Below are 16,325 nucleotides of genomic sequence, written 5' to 3' on the forward strand. Positions count from 1 at the left end.
CGGGGAGCGGGAGCTCCCCGGCGGCACCGCTGGGTGGATCAGGACTCGAAGGCGCGGTCGATGTACTGGTCGACGTTCTCCGCCGTGACGACGGGGGCGTTCAGCACGATCGTGCGCGGGACCTCCGGGGAGATGAGGTCGGACAGCGACTTGTCCTGGGCGACCAGGCGGGCCAGGCGGATGCCGTCGGCGGCCTGCGTGTGCGGGTAGATGACGGTCGCCTGCAGCACGGAGTCACCGGACTGGATCTCCCGCATCGCGTTCGCCGAGCCGGCGCCGCCGACCATGATGAACTCGTCGCGGCCGGCGGCCTCGATCGCGGCCAGGACGCCGACGCCCTGGTCGTCGTCGTGGTTCCACAGCGCGTCGATCTGCGGCGCGGCCTGGAGCAGGTTCGCCGCGGCCTCCTCGCCGCCCTCGACGGTGAAGTCCGCCGCCACCCGGTTGCTCACCTGGAGACCGCAGTCGGACAGCGCGTCGGCGAAGCCCTGGCTGCGGTCCTGGGTCAGCGGCAGCGAGTCGATGCCGGCGATCTCGGCGACGATCGCGTCGGGGTTGTCGCCCACCTGCTCGCAGATGTACGTGCCCGCGGAGACGCCCATGCCGTAGTTGTCGCCGAGGATCGTGGCGCGGGCGGCGAACGGGCTGTTGAACTCGCGGTCGACGTTGATGACCGGGATGCCGGCCTCCATCGCCTGCAGCGCGACCGGGGTCATCGCGTCGCCGTCGAACGGCAGCAGCACGATCACGTCGACGCCCTCGTTGATGAAGGTCTCGACCTGGCTGATCTGCGTGCTGACGTCGTTGGTGCCCTCGGCGACCTGCAGCTCGACGTCGCCGTACTCCTCGGCCGCGGCGCGGGCGGCCTCGGTGATGCCGGCCATCCAGCCGTGGTCGGCGGCGGGGGCCGAGAAGCCGATGGTGACGGTCTCGCCCTCCTCGTCGTTCGAGCTGGCGGCGTTGGAGCCACCGCCGTCCCCGGACTCCTCCTCGGGGGTGTTGCTGGTGCAGCCGGCCACGAGCGCGCCGGCTGCGATCAGGCCCACGGCCGTGGGCATCAGGCGCCGGAACCGGCGCTGCCGCACTGCAGACATCGATCTCTCCTCGGGTGAACGGGCTCTGCGACGCAGAGCCGGTCCTGGTCCGGTGGACCGGGTGGTCCACCGGGGTCGTGCCGACCGGGCGCGGGACTCCGCGCCGGGTCAGGTCGTGGGGGTGGTGGGGGCGGCCGGCGGGGCGGCCGATCCCCCGGAGACGACGCCGCCGGGTCCACCGGGGGCGCGCGCGGACCGCAGCCGGCCCTCGCGGCTGGCCAGCCGCTGCTGCAGCAGGACGGCGAGCACGATGATCACGCCGCGGGCGACGTTCTGGGCGGAGCTGGACAGGTTGTTCAGGGTGAAGACGTTGCCCAGCGTGGTGAAGAGCAGCACGCCCAGGACGGTGCCGACGATCGTGCCGCGGCCGCCGATGAGCAGCGTCCCGCCGATGACGACGGCGGCGATCGCGTCGAGCTCGTAGAGCGTGCCGTGGGTGGAGCTGCCGGTCGTCGTCCGGGCCATGAGCATGACCGCGGCGATGCCGCAGGTGACGCCGGAGAGCACGTAGAGCCAGACGGTGTGCCGCTGCACCCGGATGCCGGCCAGGCGGGCGGCCTCGGCGTTGCCGCCGACGGCGAAGGTGCGCCGGCCGAAGGTGGTCCGGTTGAGCAGCACCCAGCCGATCGCCGCGACCAGGGCGAAGATGATCACCAGGGCCGGGACGCCGAGCACGCTGGCGTTGAAGAAGTCGAGGAAGTCCTCGTCGCGGACGATCTGCGTGCGCCGGTTGCTCAGGATCTCGGCCAGGCCGCGGGCGGCCGCCAGCATGGCCAGCGTCGCGATGAACGCGGCGAGCTTGCCGTACGCGATGACCACGCCGTTGACCAACCCGCAGCCGGCGCCCACCGCGATCGCGGTGAAGACCATGACGATCCAGTGGAAGTCCTCGGCCATGGTCTGCGTGGCCAGCGTGGTGGCCCAGACCGAGGACAGCGCCACGATGGCGCCCACCGACAGGTCGATGCCGCCGCCGATGATCACGAAGGTCATGCCCACGCTGACCACGCCGATGACCGCGGCCAGCCGCAGGATCGTGAGCACGTTGTCGACGTCGGCGAACCGGTCGCCGGCGGTGATGACGCCCACGATGCAGAGGATCACGAGGGCGACGACGAGTCCGAGCAGCCGGCCGAACGGGCCGGCCATCAGCCCCGGGCCGCGGCTCGGGCCCGTCGCGGTGGTCGACCCACCCGTGGTCGTGCTGGTCGGCGCGCTCATGCTGCGTCCCCTCCGTGCCGGGTACCTGCGGGGACGTCGACCGTCCCCTCCATGACCATGTCGAGCACCGCGTGCTCGTCGAGGGCGCCGGCCGGCCGTTCGGCCACGACGGCGCCGTCGGAGACGACGAGGACCCGGTCGGCCAGACCGAGGACCTCGGGGATCTCGCTGGAGACCACGACGACCGCCACCCCGCGGTCGGCGAGGGTGCGGATCAGGGCGTAGATCTCCGACCGCGCGCCGACGTCGACGCCGCGGGTGGGCTCGTCGAGCAGCAGCACCTTGCAGTCGCGCAGCAGCCAGCGGGCCAGGACGACCTTCTGCTGGTTGCCGCCGGAGAGGGTGCGCACCTCGCGCTCGACGTCGGCCGGCCGGACCTCCAGCGCGGTCACCTGCTCGCGGGCCGCGGCCCGCTCGGCGCCGCGGGCGAGGAAGCCCGTGCGGGCGAAGCGCGCCAGGCTCGAGATGCTGATGTTGCGGTAGACCGCCTCGCCGAGCAGCAGCGCCTGGCTCTTGCGCTCCTCCGGCGCCAGGCCGATGCCGGCGGCCACCGCCGAGCCGACGTCCCCCGACCGCAGCCGCTTGCCGGCGACCCGGACCGAGCCGGTGCTGGCCCGGCGGGCGCCGTAGACGGTCTCGAGGATCTCCGACCGGCCCGAGCCGACCAGGCCGGCCAGGCCGACGATCTCGCCGGGGCGGACGGTGAACGAGACGTCGGCGAAGTGCCCGGTCAGCGCCAGGCCTTCGACCTCGAGCACCGGCGCCTGGTCGGCCGCCACGTCGGTGCGCCGCTCGGGGAAGACGTACTCGATGTCGCGGCCGGTCATCAGCGTGATGACCTGGCGGGTGGGGGTCTCGCGGACCGGCAGGCCGGTGGCGACCGTCCGGCCGTCCTTGAGGACGGTGATCCGGTCGCCGATCGCGCGGATCTCCTCCAGCCGGTGGGAGATGTAGACGACGGCGACGTCGTGGGCGGTGAGGTCCCGGATGACCCGGAACAGCCGCTGGACCTCCTCGTTGTCCAGCACGGCCGACGGCTCGTCCATGATGATCAGCTGCGCGTTCTGCGACAGCGCCCGCGCCATGCTGACCACCTGCTGGGCGGCCGCCGGCAGGGAGCCGACCTCGGCGGTCGGGCGGATCTCGGGGTGGCCGAGCCGGGTGAGCAGTTCGGCGGCCTCCCGGTTGGCCTGCGCCGGACGCGAGAGGCCGAACCGCGAGCGCTCCCGGCCCAGGAAGACGTTGTCGGCCACGGTGAGGCCGGAGACCAGGTCGAGCTCCTGGTAGATCGTCGCGATCCCGAGGCTCATCGCCGCCTGCGGGTTGCCCAGCCGCACGTGCTCGCCGCGCCACGTGATCTGCCCGGCGTCGGGCTGGTGGGCCCCGGCCAGCACCTTGATCAGCGTCGACTTGCCCGCGCCGTTCTGGCCGAGCAGGCAGTGCACCTCGCCGGCGCGGACGTCGAGGTCCACGCCGTCCAGCGCGCGCACGCCCGGGAACGACTTCACGATCCCGTGCATCTCCAGCAGCGGTGCACCCGCTCGGGACGCCTCGTCCACCGATCCACCCCCGGACTTCTGCTCAGCGTTGACCATTAGTCGGCTCGGCGGAGAACATAAGGGGGTGCAGAGGGGTGGTCAAGGCCACAGCGCGGTGTTCACCGAACTGAGATGAAAGGTGACCGCGGTCACGCGGGCCGCGGCGGCCCGGTTCAGCGGGCGGCGAGGGCCTGGTGGACGGCGTCCTCGTCGAGGAACCCCTCGATCGCCATGAGCGCGGCACCGACCCGGCCGGAGCGGTCGGGCGCATCGCTGACGGTGATCTCCAGCGACCGCGCGGCCAGCGGCATCGAGCGCCGGTAGACGGTCTCGCGGATGCCGGCCAGGAGCGGCAGGCCGGCCTGGGCCACGCCGCCGGTCATCACGATGCGGTGCGGGTTGAAGAAGTTGACCAGCGCGGCCAGGACCGTGCCGATCGTCCGGCCGGCCTCGCGCACCAGCTCGAGGGCCGCGCCGTCGCCGTGCACCGCGAGCTCGACGACGTCCCGGGTGCTGGTCACCGGCAGCCCGGCCGCCAGCGCGTCGCGCAGCAGCGCCCCGCCGCCGGCGAACGCCTCGAGGCAGTTCTCGTTGCCGCACCGGCAGGTGACGGTGCGGCCGTCGGGCTGGGAGACGTAGATGTGCCCGATGTCGCCCGCGCTGCCCTGGGCGCCGCGGTAGACCCGCCCCTCGACGATCACGCCGCAGCCGATGCCGGTGCCGACCTTCACGACGAGCACGTCCTGCAGCGACCCGGCGACGCCCATCTCGCCCAGCGCCATCACGTTGACGTCGTTGTCCACGTACACCGGGCACTCGTAGCGGCCGAAGGCGCCCGGGATCGGGAAGTCGTGCCAGCCGGGCATGATCGGGGGGTGCGACGGCCGCCCGGTCGAGAACTCCACCGGCCCGGGCACCCCGACGCCGACGGCGCGGACGTCGTCCGGCGTCACCCCCGCCTCGGCGAGCACCTTCTGCGCCAGCCGGTCGGCCTCGGCGAGCACCGGGCCGGGGCCCTCGGCGATGTCGATCGGGTGCCCGGCGGTGGCGAGGATCTGCGCGGACAGGTCGGTGACGGCGACGTCCACGCTGGTGACGCCGAGGTCGACGGCGAGCACGCAGCCGGCGCGGCTGTTGAAGCGCAGGATCGTCGGCGGGCGGCCGCCGGTGCTCCAGCCCCGGCCGCCCTCCTCCAGGAGGTTGGCCGCGATGAGCTGGTCGACCCGCGCGCTGACCGTGTTCCGCGAGGCGCCGGTGAGCGCGACGAGGTCCGCCCGGCTGCGGGCGCGGCCGGTCCGCACGTGCCGCAGCAGCGCGCCGGCCGAAGCAGAGGTGGACCCCACGGCGTCATAGTGGCACGTCGGGCCTTCCCCGCCGGGCGGTCAGCCACCCGGCGCGACCCGAGCGGGTGGCGCTTCCTCCGCCGACCGGAGGAGGTCGGCGACCGCGTCGGGGCGGGTCAGCGGCGTCATGTGCGCGGCCCCGGACAGCTCCACCAGCCGTCCGCGCGGCGCCGCGGCCGCCACGGTGCGGGCCCACTCCGCCGGGCACAGCGCGTCCCGCGTGCCGCGGACGACGGTGACCGGCACGCGCACGCGGCGCAGCCGGAGGTCGGTGCGGTCCGGCGCGGCCGAGCGCCACAGCGCCGCCATCGCCCGCGGCCCGGTGCGCAGCCACTGGGCCAGCACGAACGGGTACTGCCACGGCGGCTCGCGCAGCGCCGTCGCCAGCCAGCGCCCGGCCAGCCCCCACGGCGAGCGCAGCCGCGGGTCGGTGGTCGGCCCGAGCAGCACGACGGCCACCACCCGTGCGTCGTCCGCCGCCGCGGCGACCACCTGGCAGCCCTGCGAGTGCCCGACCAGCACCACCGGCCCCTCGCCCAGCCGGGCGCGCAGCACCGCGGCGAGCGCGTCGACCGACGGCACCGGCTCGCGCCGCCCCATCCCGGGCAGCGGGACGACGTCGGCGGGCACGCGCCGGCGCAGCCGCGCCCACGAGCGGGCGTCGAGACCGAGACCCGGGACGAGGACGGCGCGGGGCCCTTCCGGCGGCATACCGGCCCCCTACCCGGCGTTGACCTGTGCGGAAAGACTCGATTGGCCTGAGCGACCGGTGGGCAGGGAGACTGTGTCCCGGATCGCCTCGGGCCCGTCGTGGCCGGAGACCCCCGGAGTGGGAGACTGATTCATCATGACGACATCACCAGCGGGCGTTCAGACAGGCAGCGGCTCCGCGACCGGCCGGCCGCGCGTGGTCATCGTCGGGACCGGCTTCGGGGGGCTGTTCGCCGCGCAGGCGCTCAAGCGCGCTGATGTCGACGTCACGATCATCGGCAAGACCGCCCACCACCTGTTCCAGCCCCTGCTCTACCAGGTGGCCACGGGCATCCTGTCGGAGGGCGAGATCGCCCCGGCCACGCGGGAGATCCTGCGCCGGCAGCAGAACGCCCGGGTGGTGCTCGGCGAGGTCACCGACATCGACCTGGCCGGCCGCACGGTCACCTCGACCGTGCTGGGCCGCACGACCGTGCACCCCTACGACGAGCTGATCGTCGCCGCCGGCGCCGGGCAGTCGTACTTCGGCAACGACCAGTTCGCCGAGTTCGCCCCGGGCATGAAGAGCGTCGACGACGCCCTCGAGCTGCGCGGGCGCATCTTCGGCGCGTTCGAGCTCGCCGAGCTGGCCACCGACCAGGCCGAGATCGACCGGCTGATGACCTTCGTCGTCGTCGGCGCCGGCCCCACCGGTGTGGAGATGGCCGGCCAGATCGCCGAGCTCGCCCACCGCACGCTGCGCAAGGACTTCCGCAACATCGACCCGACGACGTCGCGGATCATCCTGCTCGACGCCGCGCCCATGGTGCTGCCCTCGTTCGGCGAGCGGCTCGGCGGGAGCGCCCGCCGGCAGCTCAACGACATCGGCGTCGAGGTCCAGCTCGGCGCGATGGTGACCAACGTCGACGAGAACGGCATCGAGGTCAAGGACGCCGACGGCCAGATCCGCCGGATCAACGCGGCCACCAAGATCTGGGCCGCCGGCGTGCAGGCCTCCCCCCTGGGCCGGCAGCTCGCCGAGCAGTCCGGCGCCGACATCGACCGGGCCGGCCGGGTGTCGGTCCTGCCCGACCTCACGCTGCCCGGGCACCCCGAGGTGCACGTGGTCGGCGACATGATGAGCCTGGACAAGCTGCCGGGTGTCGCGCAGGTGGCGATCCAGGGCGGCAAGTACGCCGCCGACGCCATCAAGCGGCGGATCGCCGGCAAGGCCCCCGCCAAGCCCTTCCACTACTTCGACAAGGGCTCGATGGCGACGATCTCCCGGTTCTCCGCGGTCGCCGACATCGGCAACTTCAAGTTCCAGGGCTTCATCGCCTGGGTCCTGTGGCTGGTCGTCCACCTCTTCTACATCGTGGGCTTCAAGAGCCGGGTCACCACCGTGCTGCACTGGGCGGTAAGCTTCCTCGGTCGCGGCCGCTCGCAGCGCGTCGCCACCCAGCAGCAGGTCTACGGGCGGCTGGCCCTGGAGCACCTCGGCCCCGGCTTCGAGCAGTCGAAGACCGGCGGGCTCACCGACGGCGACGAGGTCCGCGGCGACCTCACCGGGCGGCGCACGGCCTGAACGAGGACCCCGCCGCCCCTAGAGCCAGCCGCGCCGGGCGCCGAGCCGGCGGACGGCGTCGTCGAGCTGCGCGGCGGCCGTCGCCAGGTCGGTGTGGTGCGGGAGGTACAGCCGTCCGGCGGCGTCGTACCCGTCGGTGAGCAGCCCGCCGCGGCGGTCGACCTCGAGCACCACCTCGACGCCCTGCGGGTCGGCCAGGAAGGTCACCTCGAGCTCGTTGACGCGACCGCGCAGGTCCGGCGGCGGGGCGAACTCCACCTCCTGGTAGAAGGGCAGGTCGCTGCCGCGCAGCCGGCCCTTCTCCACGTCGGCGCCGACGAACCGGAAGCCGCGCTGACCCAGCGCCTGCAGCACGGTGCGCTGCACCGGCAGCGGGTGGACGGCGATGACGTCGAGGTCGCCGGGGTCGACGGCGCCGGAGATGTCCACGCGGGTGCGCAGGCCGACCTTCATGCCCCGCAGGTGCCAGCCGTCCAGGGTGGTGAACGGGCACTGCAGCGGGACGGCGAACCGGAACGGGACGCTGCGGCGCTCCCCCGGCTCGATGCGCGTCGCCCCGGCGATGGCGCCGGCGCCGAAGACGACGTCCTCCCGCCACTCGCCGTCCTGCCCCTCGACCTCGACGGTGGCGACCAGCTCGACCCGGATCTCGTCGACGTCCTGCGCCAGCTTGCCGCCGGTCACCGTCGCCGTCCCCGAGACGGTGCCCCCGGGCGTGGTGTCGGCGGAGTCGAGCACCGTCTCGACGTCGGCGCCACCGGCGCCGAGGCGGGCCATGAGGTTGCGGAAGGCCATCGCTGCACTCCTGTCGTGGGCGGGAGCTGCCCGGCCGGCAGCCCGCGTGCCCGGGCAACGTCCCCGGCTCCCCGTCAGGTTCCGCCGGCCGGCCACCAGGCGAGGGCCCGGCGCACGAGGTCGGGCGGCACCACGTGCCCGCCGTCGAACTCCTCGTAGGTGACGTCGTAGCCCTCGTCGCGCAACACCCTCGCCACCCGCCGGCCGCAGACCTCGGCCGGCAGCACCCGGTCGCCCGTGCCGTGCGAGATCCACACGCCCGGCCGGCCGCGCACCGCCGACGGCGCGACGAACCCGGGCGAGAACGCGAGCACCGCCTCGACGAGGTCGCCGTTGCCGAGGCCCAGCGAGAGGGCGTACGAGGCGCCGTCGGAGAAGCCGGCGAAGGCGACGCGGGCGACGGCGCAGGCGTCGTCCACGGCGTCGAGCGCCGCGTCGAGGGCGGCGACGTCGCGACCCCAGCCGCCGGTGAGCAGGTCCCACGTGCCGGCGGCGGACGTGGGCGCGAGCACCAGGACGCCGCGCTCCCCGGCGACGCCGCCGAGCGCGGCGAGGCCCTGCGCGGCCGTGCCGCCGGCCCCGTGGAAGAACACCAGCAGCGGCCGCGGTGCGGGCTCCCCCGGTGGGACGGCGAGCACCGCCTCCACGCCCGGTCCGAGGTCGAGCTCGTGCAGGCCGGCGCCCAGCGGCCGCCGCGGCTCCGCCGCCGTCGGGCGGGCGTCCAGCCGGCCGTCGGCGGTCCGGCGCGGGGCGGCGCCGGTCACGTCGCGTGCGCCAGGGGCGGCACGTGCTCGTCGGCCCGCTCCAGGTGCAGCGGCCGCAGCGGGCGCGTGTCCTCGAACCAGAGGAAGGCGTCGTAGCGCTCGCCGAGCACGGTGGGCACGTAGTTGCCCCACCGCTCCCGCTCCGGCCGGTAGACGACGCCGATGGCGCGGTGGTCCAGCCTCCGGTCCAGCCAGCCGGGCCGGGGGCCGCCGTCCCAGACGAGCAGCGCGTCGCGGCCGACCTCCTCGTGCAGCAGGGCCTCGAGGCTGCCGGCGCGGGCCGGCGGCACCGGCATGCGCTGCATCTGCGCGCCCCACGCCTCGGCGGCGACCACTCCCCCGCGGTGGCCGCCCGCGCCGACGAGCACCACCCGCTCGCGGCCGTGCCGCTCCCGGAGCAGCTGGCCGAGGTTGACCATCCCGGCGGCGGCCATGTCGGTGTGGCGGGCGTCCCCGATGTGCGTGTTGTGCTCCCACACGACCGCCTTGCCGGCGGTGTGCTCGAGGAGCCGGTCGAGGGCGTCGGCCATGTGCACGTCGCGGACGTTCCACGACTCGGCCGAGCCGCGGACCATGGCCCGGTAGTAGCGCTCGGCGTCGACGACGACCGCGGCGTTCTGCTCGGCGGCGAACCGGCCCTCGGCATCGGTCGCCGACTCTGCCCGCCCGCGCTCCTCGCACAGGTGGCGCAGCAGGTCGACGACCGCCTGCTCGCACGTCGACGGCGTGAACCGGCTGGCGAAGGCGTACTCCGCGCCGTCCTCGCCGAACGGCTCGAAGCAGCGGAGCGCGCGGACCGCGGTCTCCACGGAACCGGGCTCGTGCTCGCGCAGCCACCCGACGAGCTCGTGCATGGAGTCCCAGAGGCTGTAGACGTCGAGCCCGTAGAAGCCGACCCGGTCGTCGTCGGGCCGGTCGGCGTTGAACGCCCGCAGCCACCGGCAGAAGTCGACGACCTCGTCGTTCGCCCACATCCAGGTCGGCCACCGGGCGAACGCGTGGAGCTCGTCGTGCGGGTCGCCGGCGGCGCCGGGTCGCGCGCGCACGCTGCGGTTCACCCGGTAGCAGTCGGGCCAGTCGCCCTCGACGGCGACGACGCCGAACCCGCGCTCGGCGACGAGCCGGCGGGTCAGCGCGGCCCGCCAGGCGTAGTACTCGTGGGTGCCGTGGCTGGCCTCGCCGATCGCCACCACCCGCGCGTCCCCGACGCGCTCCAGCAGCGGGTCGAGGTCGGCCGGGCCGGCCAGTGCACGGACACCCCCCACGTCAGCCGCCTCCGGTGCTCCCCTCCCGCACGACGGCCGCCGCGACCGCGCGGGGATCCCGCGTGCGCAGCCAGGTCCTCCGCTGCCGCGCCGCCGACGTACCCCGCGAGAGCAGCCCGCCAACCAGCTCGCCCACCTGCTCCCACTCGCCGGCGGCCCGCAGGTCGTCCTCCAGCTCGGTCAGCAGCCGGCGGACCGCCAGGCGGGCGTCGACGAGCGTGCCGAGCACCGGGTCGAACAGCTCCCCGCACAGGCCGTGCCGAGCGGCCCGCCAGCGGGCGGCCCGCAGCAGCTCGGGGCGCACGTCGGGACACGGCTCGCCCCGCTCCGCGCGGCCGGCCAGCACCCGCACCAGCGAGCGGGCCAGGGCGGCGTGCAGGACGGCGTCGTCGACCCTGGTGCACACGTCGCCGATGCGGAACTCGAGCGTGGGCAGGTGGTAGGAGGGGCGCACGTCCCAGTAGAGGTTGGAGGAGTCCTCGACGACACCGGAGGCGACCAGGCCGGCGACCACCTCGGCGAACCGGTCGGCGCTGCCCAGGTACTCGGGCGGGCCGCTGTTGGGCCACCGCGACCACCACTGGGTGCGGTAGCTGTCGTAGCCGGTGTCCTGCCCGTCGTGGAACGGCGAGCTCCCGGTCATCGCCAGCAGCACCGGCAGGTACGGGCGGACGCGGTCCATGACCGCCACCGCCGTCTCGACGTCGGGGACGCCGACGTGCACGTGGCAGCCGCAGATGTCCTGCTGGAGCGCGAGCACCGCCCACCGCTCCACCATCGCCTCGTACCGGGGCGCGGCGGTGAGCTCGAGGTCGCGCCACGAGCCGAACGGGTGCGTGGACGCGGCGAGGATCGCCCGCCCGGCCGCGGCCGCCGCGGCCGCCGCCTCCGCGCGGGTGGCGCTCAGCTCGGCGTGCAGGTCGTCCATCGAGGCGCAGACGCCGGTCGCGGTCTCCAGCTGCGTCGTGGTGATCTCGGCGTGCAGGTGCCGCCCGGCCCGGCCGGACATCGCCGACGCCGACAGCTCGGGCGCCGGCGCGAGCGCCAGGGTCTCCGGGTCGACGAGGTGGAACTCCTCCTCGACGCCGAAGGTGGCGCCGGCCTGCGGCGCCGGCTCGGGCGCGAGCGCGGGGCCGCCGAGATCGGGCGGGACCGGCAGCGGCACACCGGAGGGACGTTCCATCGCGCGCTCCTCTGCACTGAGGGGCGGGACGCCGTCCAGCGGCGCCGCCGGGGGGAACCGGACGCGGGGACGGCACGAACCTCTGCCGTGCCGGAACGGTACGGCCTCCGGGTGAACGGGCGCACCCCCTCAGATGGACGGATCGGGACCGGATGGGGTCCACGTCCCGCACGCGGCCGCAGGGCCGTTCGGCCGTGGCCGGCCCCGCCGCGGCGGGCGTCGACTCCTCCCACGGTCCCGCGCCTGCCGGGCGGCCGCCCGGCACCGCCGGGACCGCCGACGCGAGGAGGATCCCGGTGACCAGTGACACCGCGACGATCACGGACGTGGCCCAGGCCTTCGTCGACGCCTGCGAGACCGGCCGCGGCTGGGAGGGGTGCAGCAGCTACTGCCACCCCGACGCCGGCTTCTCGGCACAGGCGGCACCGCTGGCCGACGTCCGCACGGTGCGGGACTACACGGACCCGGCACGGGACGCCGTCTGCGTGTACGCGGTGTTCACCGGCACCCACACCGGGGACGGCGGACCCGTGCCGCCGACGGGGCGGCGCACCACCAGCGACTACGTCTACGTGCTGGAGTTCGACGGCGGCCGGATCAGCGGGATGACCAAGATCTGGAACTCCGGCCACGCCCTGGAGGAACTCGGCTGGGCCGGCTGACCGGGCCGGTCACGGTTCGGCGAACCAGGCGAAGCCGAGGCCCGGCAGCAGGAGCCTGCCGCGCGCCACCCGGGGCGGGCCGTCGCTGCTGAGCACCGGCACGTAGGTGCCGAAGCCGGTGACGGTGTCGGCGTCGACGTGCTGCGGCGCCGGCGAGAAGTTGGCCAGCCCGACGAAGACACCGCTGCGCGGGTGCCTCCGGCGCCAGGCCAGCACCGCCTCGCTGCCGACGTCGAGCACCTCCGACCCCGTGCCGCCGCGCAGCGCGAGCAGCGACCGGCGCACCTCGCCCAGCCGGCGGATCCGGGCGAACACCCGGCCCTCGAGCGTCGCGGGCTCGGCCCGGCGCGCGGCGGCGGCCCAGTCCATCGGCGGCCGGTGCAGCCAGCGGTTGTCCGGCGCGCGCTCGGGGTCGGCCAGGTAGCCGTGGTCGTTGCGCAGGGCCAGTTCGTCGCCCATGTAGAGCAGCGGGATCCCGCCCCAGGCGTAGGCGACGGAGTACAGCAGCTCCAGCCGGCGGATCCCGGCCTCCAGCGCGTCGTCGTCGCCGTCCTCCACCGCCGCCTCGATGCCGCACAGCGACGCCGCGGAGCCCGAGATGCGCGCGTCGCCGGTGGCCTCGTTCTCCTGGAAGAGCGCGCCGCGGGCGAACGAGCCGGGGTAGCGGCCGGAGTAGAAGTCGTTGAGGAAGCGCCGGTGGGCGAACCCGTCGGCCCCGACCGCGGCGGCGTCCTCGTCGGAGACCGCCCAGCCGATGTCGTCGTGCCCGCGGACGTAGGTGACCCACGACGTCCCCGGCGGGATCGGCTTCATGCGGCGCAGGGACTGCCGGGCGAGCCGGGCGTCCTGCGTGGCCAGGCTGCTCCACAGCAGCACCATGAGCTGGTTGTGGTAGGCCAGCTCGCACTCGGGGCGGTACCGCTCGTGCCCGCCGAGGTAGGGCACCAGGTCGTCGGGGGACACGATGGCCTCGGCCTTGAAGACCACGCCGGGTGCGGCCAGCCGGGTGAGGGCGTGCAGTAGTTGCAGCAGGGTGTGGCCCTCGGGCTGGTTCTGGCAGGTGGTGCCCAGCCGCTTCCACATGAACGGGACGGCGTCCATGCGGAAGACGTCGATCCCGCGGTTGGCCAGCCAGGTGATCTCGCCGAGCATCGCCAGGGCGACCTCGGGGTTGGTGTAGTCGAGGTCCCACTGGTAGGGCCAGAACGTCGTCCAGACCCAGCCGCCGGCACCGCCGCAGGCCTCCGGCACCCAGCTGAACGACCCCGGCGCCCGGTCGGGGAAGACCTCCGGGATGGTGGCGTCGTAGGCGTCGGGCAGCTCGCGGTCGGGGAAGGCGGTGTAGAAGCCGGCGAACGCGGGGTCGCCGGCCAGCCAGCGCTGCGCCCACGGGTGCTCGCGCGCGGTGTGGTTGAGCACCAGGTCGATGCACAGGCTCATGTCGCGCTCGTGCAGTGCCGCGGCCACCTGCTCGAGGTCGGCCATCGTGCCCAGCCGCGGGTCGACGGCGCGGTAGTCGGCGACCGCGTAGCCGCCGTCGTTCTCGCCCTCCCGCGGCCGCAGCAGCGGCATGAGGTGCAGGTACGTGGTGCCCAGCTCCACGAGGTGGTCGAGCCGGGACGGCAGCTCGGCCAGGGTGCCGCAGAACCGGTCGACGTAGCAGACGTAGCCCTGCACGCGGGCCCGCTGGAACCAGCCGGGGTCGATCTCGCGCCGCCGGTCGAGCCGGCGCAGCGGCGCCGGGCGCTCGGCCGCCGCGGCCAGGGCCAGCCGCAGCGCGCGGGCGAAGAGGTCGTCGGCCCGCTCGCCGTAGAGCACGGCCAGCGGCTCGTGGACGTCGAACAGGGCCAGCTCGGCGCGGGCGAGGAAGGCGTCACCCTCGGCGCCGAGCGCGGCGTGCGCCTCGCCGGCCAGGGTGGGGCGCAGCGTGCGCCAGGCCGTCTCCGCCGCTGCTCGGCGGGTGGCGTCCGAGACCGTCATGCGCTGCCCTCTCCGTCGAGCTCGGCTGTCCTGCGGGGATCATGCTGCCGGGCCGACGGGGAGCGCGCGCCGGGCGGATGACGCGGCCGCCGCCGCGCCCTCCGCCCGCTCGTCAGGCCGGCACGCGCTCGGCGAGCGGCCGGAGCTGGCAGGACGCCGCGAGACCGGCCGCCTCGATGCCCATGGCGACGTTGCTGCGGGTGTAGAAGTTGGCCAGCGCGATGAACGCGGTCAGCTCCAGCAGCGCCGGCGCCCCGAGCTGGTCGAGCAGCCGCGCGGACAGCTCGTCGGTCACCTCGATCGGCGTCCGGCTCATGGCCTCGGCGTACTCCATCACGTCGCGCTCGAGCGGCGTGAACACGTCGGAGACGCGCCAGCGGGGCACCTCGCGCGCCTTGTCCAGGTCGAGGCCCTCGTTGGCGGCCTGGAAGTAGCCGAGGTCGAGGCAGAAGCTGCAGCCGAGGAGGCTGGCGACCGCCATGTGGGCGAAGGACTTCAGGTGCAGGTCGCAGGCGTCCCACTTCTGCGTCTTGCGGCCGAGGCCGAAGCCGAAGTTGAGCACCTTGCGGTTGTGCCACATCACGCCGACCGCGTCGGGCACCTGCCCGAGCATCTTGCGGGACATGCGCGTCACCAGGGCGCCGTAGATGCCGGTCACCTCGGCGGGCGGGATCCTCGTCGTGGTCACGTCTCCTCCTCCGTTCGATGGGTTCGCGACATGGAGACGGCCGCCCCCGCCGGGATGTGACATCGGGGAGGATCCCGGACATGTCCCCGCGCGTGCTGCCCGGCATCGACTACGCACCGGCCGATCCGCCGGGCAGCCGCGGACACCAGCTGGACCTGCACCTGCCCGAGGGGGAGGGGCCGTGGCCGCTGCTGATCGCCATGGGTGGCAGCGCGTTCCTGGACGACGCCGGCTCCTACTACGCGGCGGAGCTCGCCCCGTGGTTCACCGACAGGGGGTTCGCGGTCGCCGGGGTGTGCACCCGGTCGAGCGGCCAGGCTCGATTCCCGGCGCAGGTGCACGACGTGAAGGCCGCGATCCGCTGGCTGCGTGCGCACGCCGGCGAGCACGGTCTCGATCCCGACCGGTTCGCCGTCATGGGCGACTCGTCGGGCGGCTGGACCGCCGCCATGGCCGGCCTGGCCGGCGACCGCCTGGAGGGCTCGCTCGGGGAGACCGGCGCCTCCAGCGCGGTGCAGGCCGTCGTCGACCTCTACGGGCCGACCGACTTCCTGCAGATGGACGCGCACATGCTGCCCGGTGCCTGCAGGTCGCTCAACGAGCTCATGGGGCTCACCGACTGCCACGACGACCCGGGGTCCCCCGAGTCGCGGCTGATGGGCTTCCCGATCCGCACCCGGCCGGACGAGGTCCGTGCGGCCGATCCCTGCGCCTACGCCCGGGCGGACGCCCCGCCGTTCCTCATCGCGCACGGGCAGCTGGACGCTCTCGTGCCGCACCACCAGAGCGAGCTGCTGTTCGCGGCGTTGGCGGCAGCCGGCGCCGAGGTGACGTTCTTCTCGGTGCCGGGGGTCGGGCACGACAAGGAGATCGTCTCGCCCGGCACCCCGAAGGCCGTGGTGCGCTCGACGTCGACCCGCGGCACCGGGGAGGAGGCGCGGCCGACGCTGGACGCGATCGAGCGCTTCCTGCGGGTGGCGCTCGGGTGACTGTTCACCCGGAGCGGAACGGGTGCCGCGGACCCGATCGGCGGCGTTCACTGGTCGTGTAATCCCGTAATCACGTCGGAAGGGGGCGTCCGATGAGCGTCCTGCCCGAGCCCGGGACCGAAGCGGCCCTGGACGCCTACTCCCGCATCGTCACCGCCGTCGCCGCCGACCTCACGCCGCACGTCGCCGCCCTGCAGGTCACCGGCGCCGACGGCCGCGCCGGGGCCGGGTCGGCCGTCGTCTTCACCCCCGACGGCCTGCTGCTCACCAACGCGCACGTGGTCGCGCGGTCCAAGCGGGGCCGGGCCGTGTTCAGCGACGGCACCGAGGCCGACGTCGACGTCGTCGGCGCCGACCCCCTGTCCGACCTGGCCGTCGTCCGCGCGCGGACGGGAACCCCTCCCCCCCCCGCGCTCGGCGCCGCGGGCACCCTGCCGGGGGGCCGGCTGGTGGTCGGCCTCGGCAACCCCCCGGGGGTGGCCGGGGGGGTGTCCGCGGGCGTGGTGAGCTGGCAGGGCCGGTCGCTTC

The 16,325-nt window shown here is 74.7% G+C and carries 15 protein-coding genes; 4 read left to right on the forward strand and 11 right to left on the reverse strand.

The window, feature by feature from the left end:
- Positions 1-38 precede the first annotated feature (38 nt).
- From ACI797_RS27270 to ACI797_RS27290, 5 genes are all read right to left on the reverse strand, one after another.
- Positions 39-1,094, reverse strand: a complete 1,056-nt coding sequence (locus ACI797_RS27270) for a substrate-binding domain-containing protein (RefSeq protein ID WP_456863809.1) — start codon at positions 1,092-1,094, stop codon at positions 39-41.
- Between the two features lie 108 nt (positions 1,095-1,202).
- Complete coding sequence (locus ACI797_RS27275) at positions 1,203-2,315, reverse strand: ABC transporter permease (RefSeq protein WP_456863812.1); 1,113 nt, start codon at positions 2,313-2,315, stop codon at positions 1,203-1,205.
- Positions 2,312-3,874: a sugar ABC transporter ATP-binding protein gene (locus ACI797_RS27280; RefSeq protein ID WP_456863815.1), complete on the reverse strand. Its 1,563-nt coding sequence runs from the start codon at positions 3,872-3,874 to the stop codon at positions 2,312-2,314. Before ACI797_RS27280 ends, ACI797_RS27275 begins: the two co-directional genes overlap by 4 nt.
- A 152-nt stretch (positions 3,875-4,026) precedes the next feature.
- Positions 4,027-5,196, reverse strand: a complete 1,170-nt coding sequence (locus ACI797_RS27285) for an ROK family protein (RefSeq protein ID WP_456863818.1) — start codon at positions 5,194-5,196, stop codon at positions 4,027-4,029.
- A 39-nt stretch (positions 5,197-5,235) separates the two neighbouring features.
- The gene (locus tag ACI797_RS27290; RefSeq protein WP_456863821.1) at positions 5,236-5,907 is read right to left on the reverse strand and encodes an alpha/beta fold hydrolase; all 672 of its coding nucleotides are present in this window, start codon (positions 5,905-5,907) and stop codon (positions 5,236-5,238) included.
- A 136-nt stretch (positions 5,908-6,043) separates the two neighbouring features.
- Here ACI797_RS27290 and ACI797_RS27295 point away from each other — a divergent pair, with 136 nt between their 5' ends.
- Positions 6,044-7,471, forward strand: a complete 1,428-nt coding sequence (locus tag ACI797_RS27295; RefSeq protein ID WP_456863824.1) for an NAD(P)/FAD-dependent oxidoreductase — start codon at positions 6,044-6,046, stop codon at positions 7,469-7,471.
- An 18-nt stretch (positions 7,472-7,489) separates the two neighbouring features.
- Here the strand turns inward: ACI797_RS27295 and ACI797_RS27300 are convergent, their stop codons facing one another.
- The 4 genes from ACI797_RS27300 to ACI797_RS27315 form a co-directional block, all read right to left on the reverse strand.
- Positions 7,490-8,266: a sporulation protein gene (locus ACI797_RS27300; RefSeq protein ID WP_456863827.1), complete on the reverse strand. Its 777-nt coding sequence runs from the start codon at positions 8,264-8,266 to the stop codon at positions 7,490-7,492.
- 74 nt (positions 8,267-8,340) lie between these two features.
- Positions 8,341-9,030, reverse strand: coding sequence for an alpha/beta hydrolase (locus ACI797_RS27305; RefSeq protein WP_456863830.1), 690 nt, complete (start codon positions 9,028-9,030; stop codon positions 8,341-8,343).
- Positions 9,027-10,295 (reverse strand): erythromycin esterase family protein, encoded by a 1,269-nt coding sequence (locus ACI797_RS27310; RefSeq protein ID WP_456863833.1) that lies wholly within the window; start codon positions 10,293-10,295, stop codon positions 9,027-9,029. The genes ACI797_RS27305 and ACI797_RS27310 overlap by 4 nt, the downstream gene beginning before the upstream one ends.
- A 1-nt stretch (position 10,296) precedes the next feature.
- A complete protein-coding gene (locus ACI797_RS27315; protein WP_456863836.1) occupies positions 10,297-11,478 on the reverse strand; it encodes a carboxylate-amine ligase in 1,182 nt (393 codons plus the stop codon).
- Positions 11,479-11,774: 296 nt separating this feature from the next.
- Between ACI797_RS27315 and ACI797_RS27320 the strand changes: the two genes are divergently transcribed.
- Positions 11,775-12,140 (forward strand): ester cyclase, encoded by a 366-nt coding sequence (locus tag ACI797_RS27320; RefSeq protein ID WP_456863839.1) that lies wholly within the window; start codon positions 11,775-11,777, stop codon positions 12,138-12,140.
- Between the two features lie 9 nt (positions 12,141-12,149).
- Here ACI797_RS27320 and ACI797_RS27325 read toward each other — a convergent pair whose 3' ends face one another.
- Complete coding sequence (locus ACI797_RS27325; protein WP_456863844.1) at positions 12,150-14,120, reverse strand: amylosucrase; 1,971 nt, start codon at positions 14,118-14,120, stop codon at positions 12,150-12,152.
- Between the two features lie 112 nt (positions 14,121-14,232).
- Complete coding sequence (locus tag ACI797_RS27330) at positions 14,233-14,808, reverse strand: carboxymuconolactone decarboxylase family protein (RefSeq protein WP_456863847.1); 576 nt, start codon at positions 14,806-14,808, stop codon at positions 14,233-14,235.
- 80 nt (positions 14,809-14,888) lie between these two features.
- Between ACI797_RS27330 and ACI797_RS27335 the strand changes: the two genes are divergently transcribed.
- On the forward strand, positions 14,889-15,797 hold the full coding sequence (locus ACI797_RS27335; RefSeq protein WP_456863850.1) for an alpha/beta hydrolase fold domain-containing protein: 909 nt from the start codon (positions 14,889-14,891) through the stop codon (positions 15,795-15,797).
- Positions 15,798-15,889: 92 nt separating this feature from the next.
- On the forward strand, positions 15,890-16,325 hold a 436-nt coding region (locus ACI797_RS27340; protein WP_456863853.1), incomplete at its 3' end, for a S1C family serine protease.

This window comes from Geodermatophilus sp. SYSU D00691, from assembly GCF_054050275.1.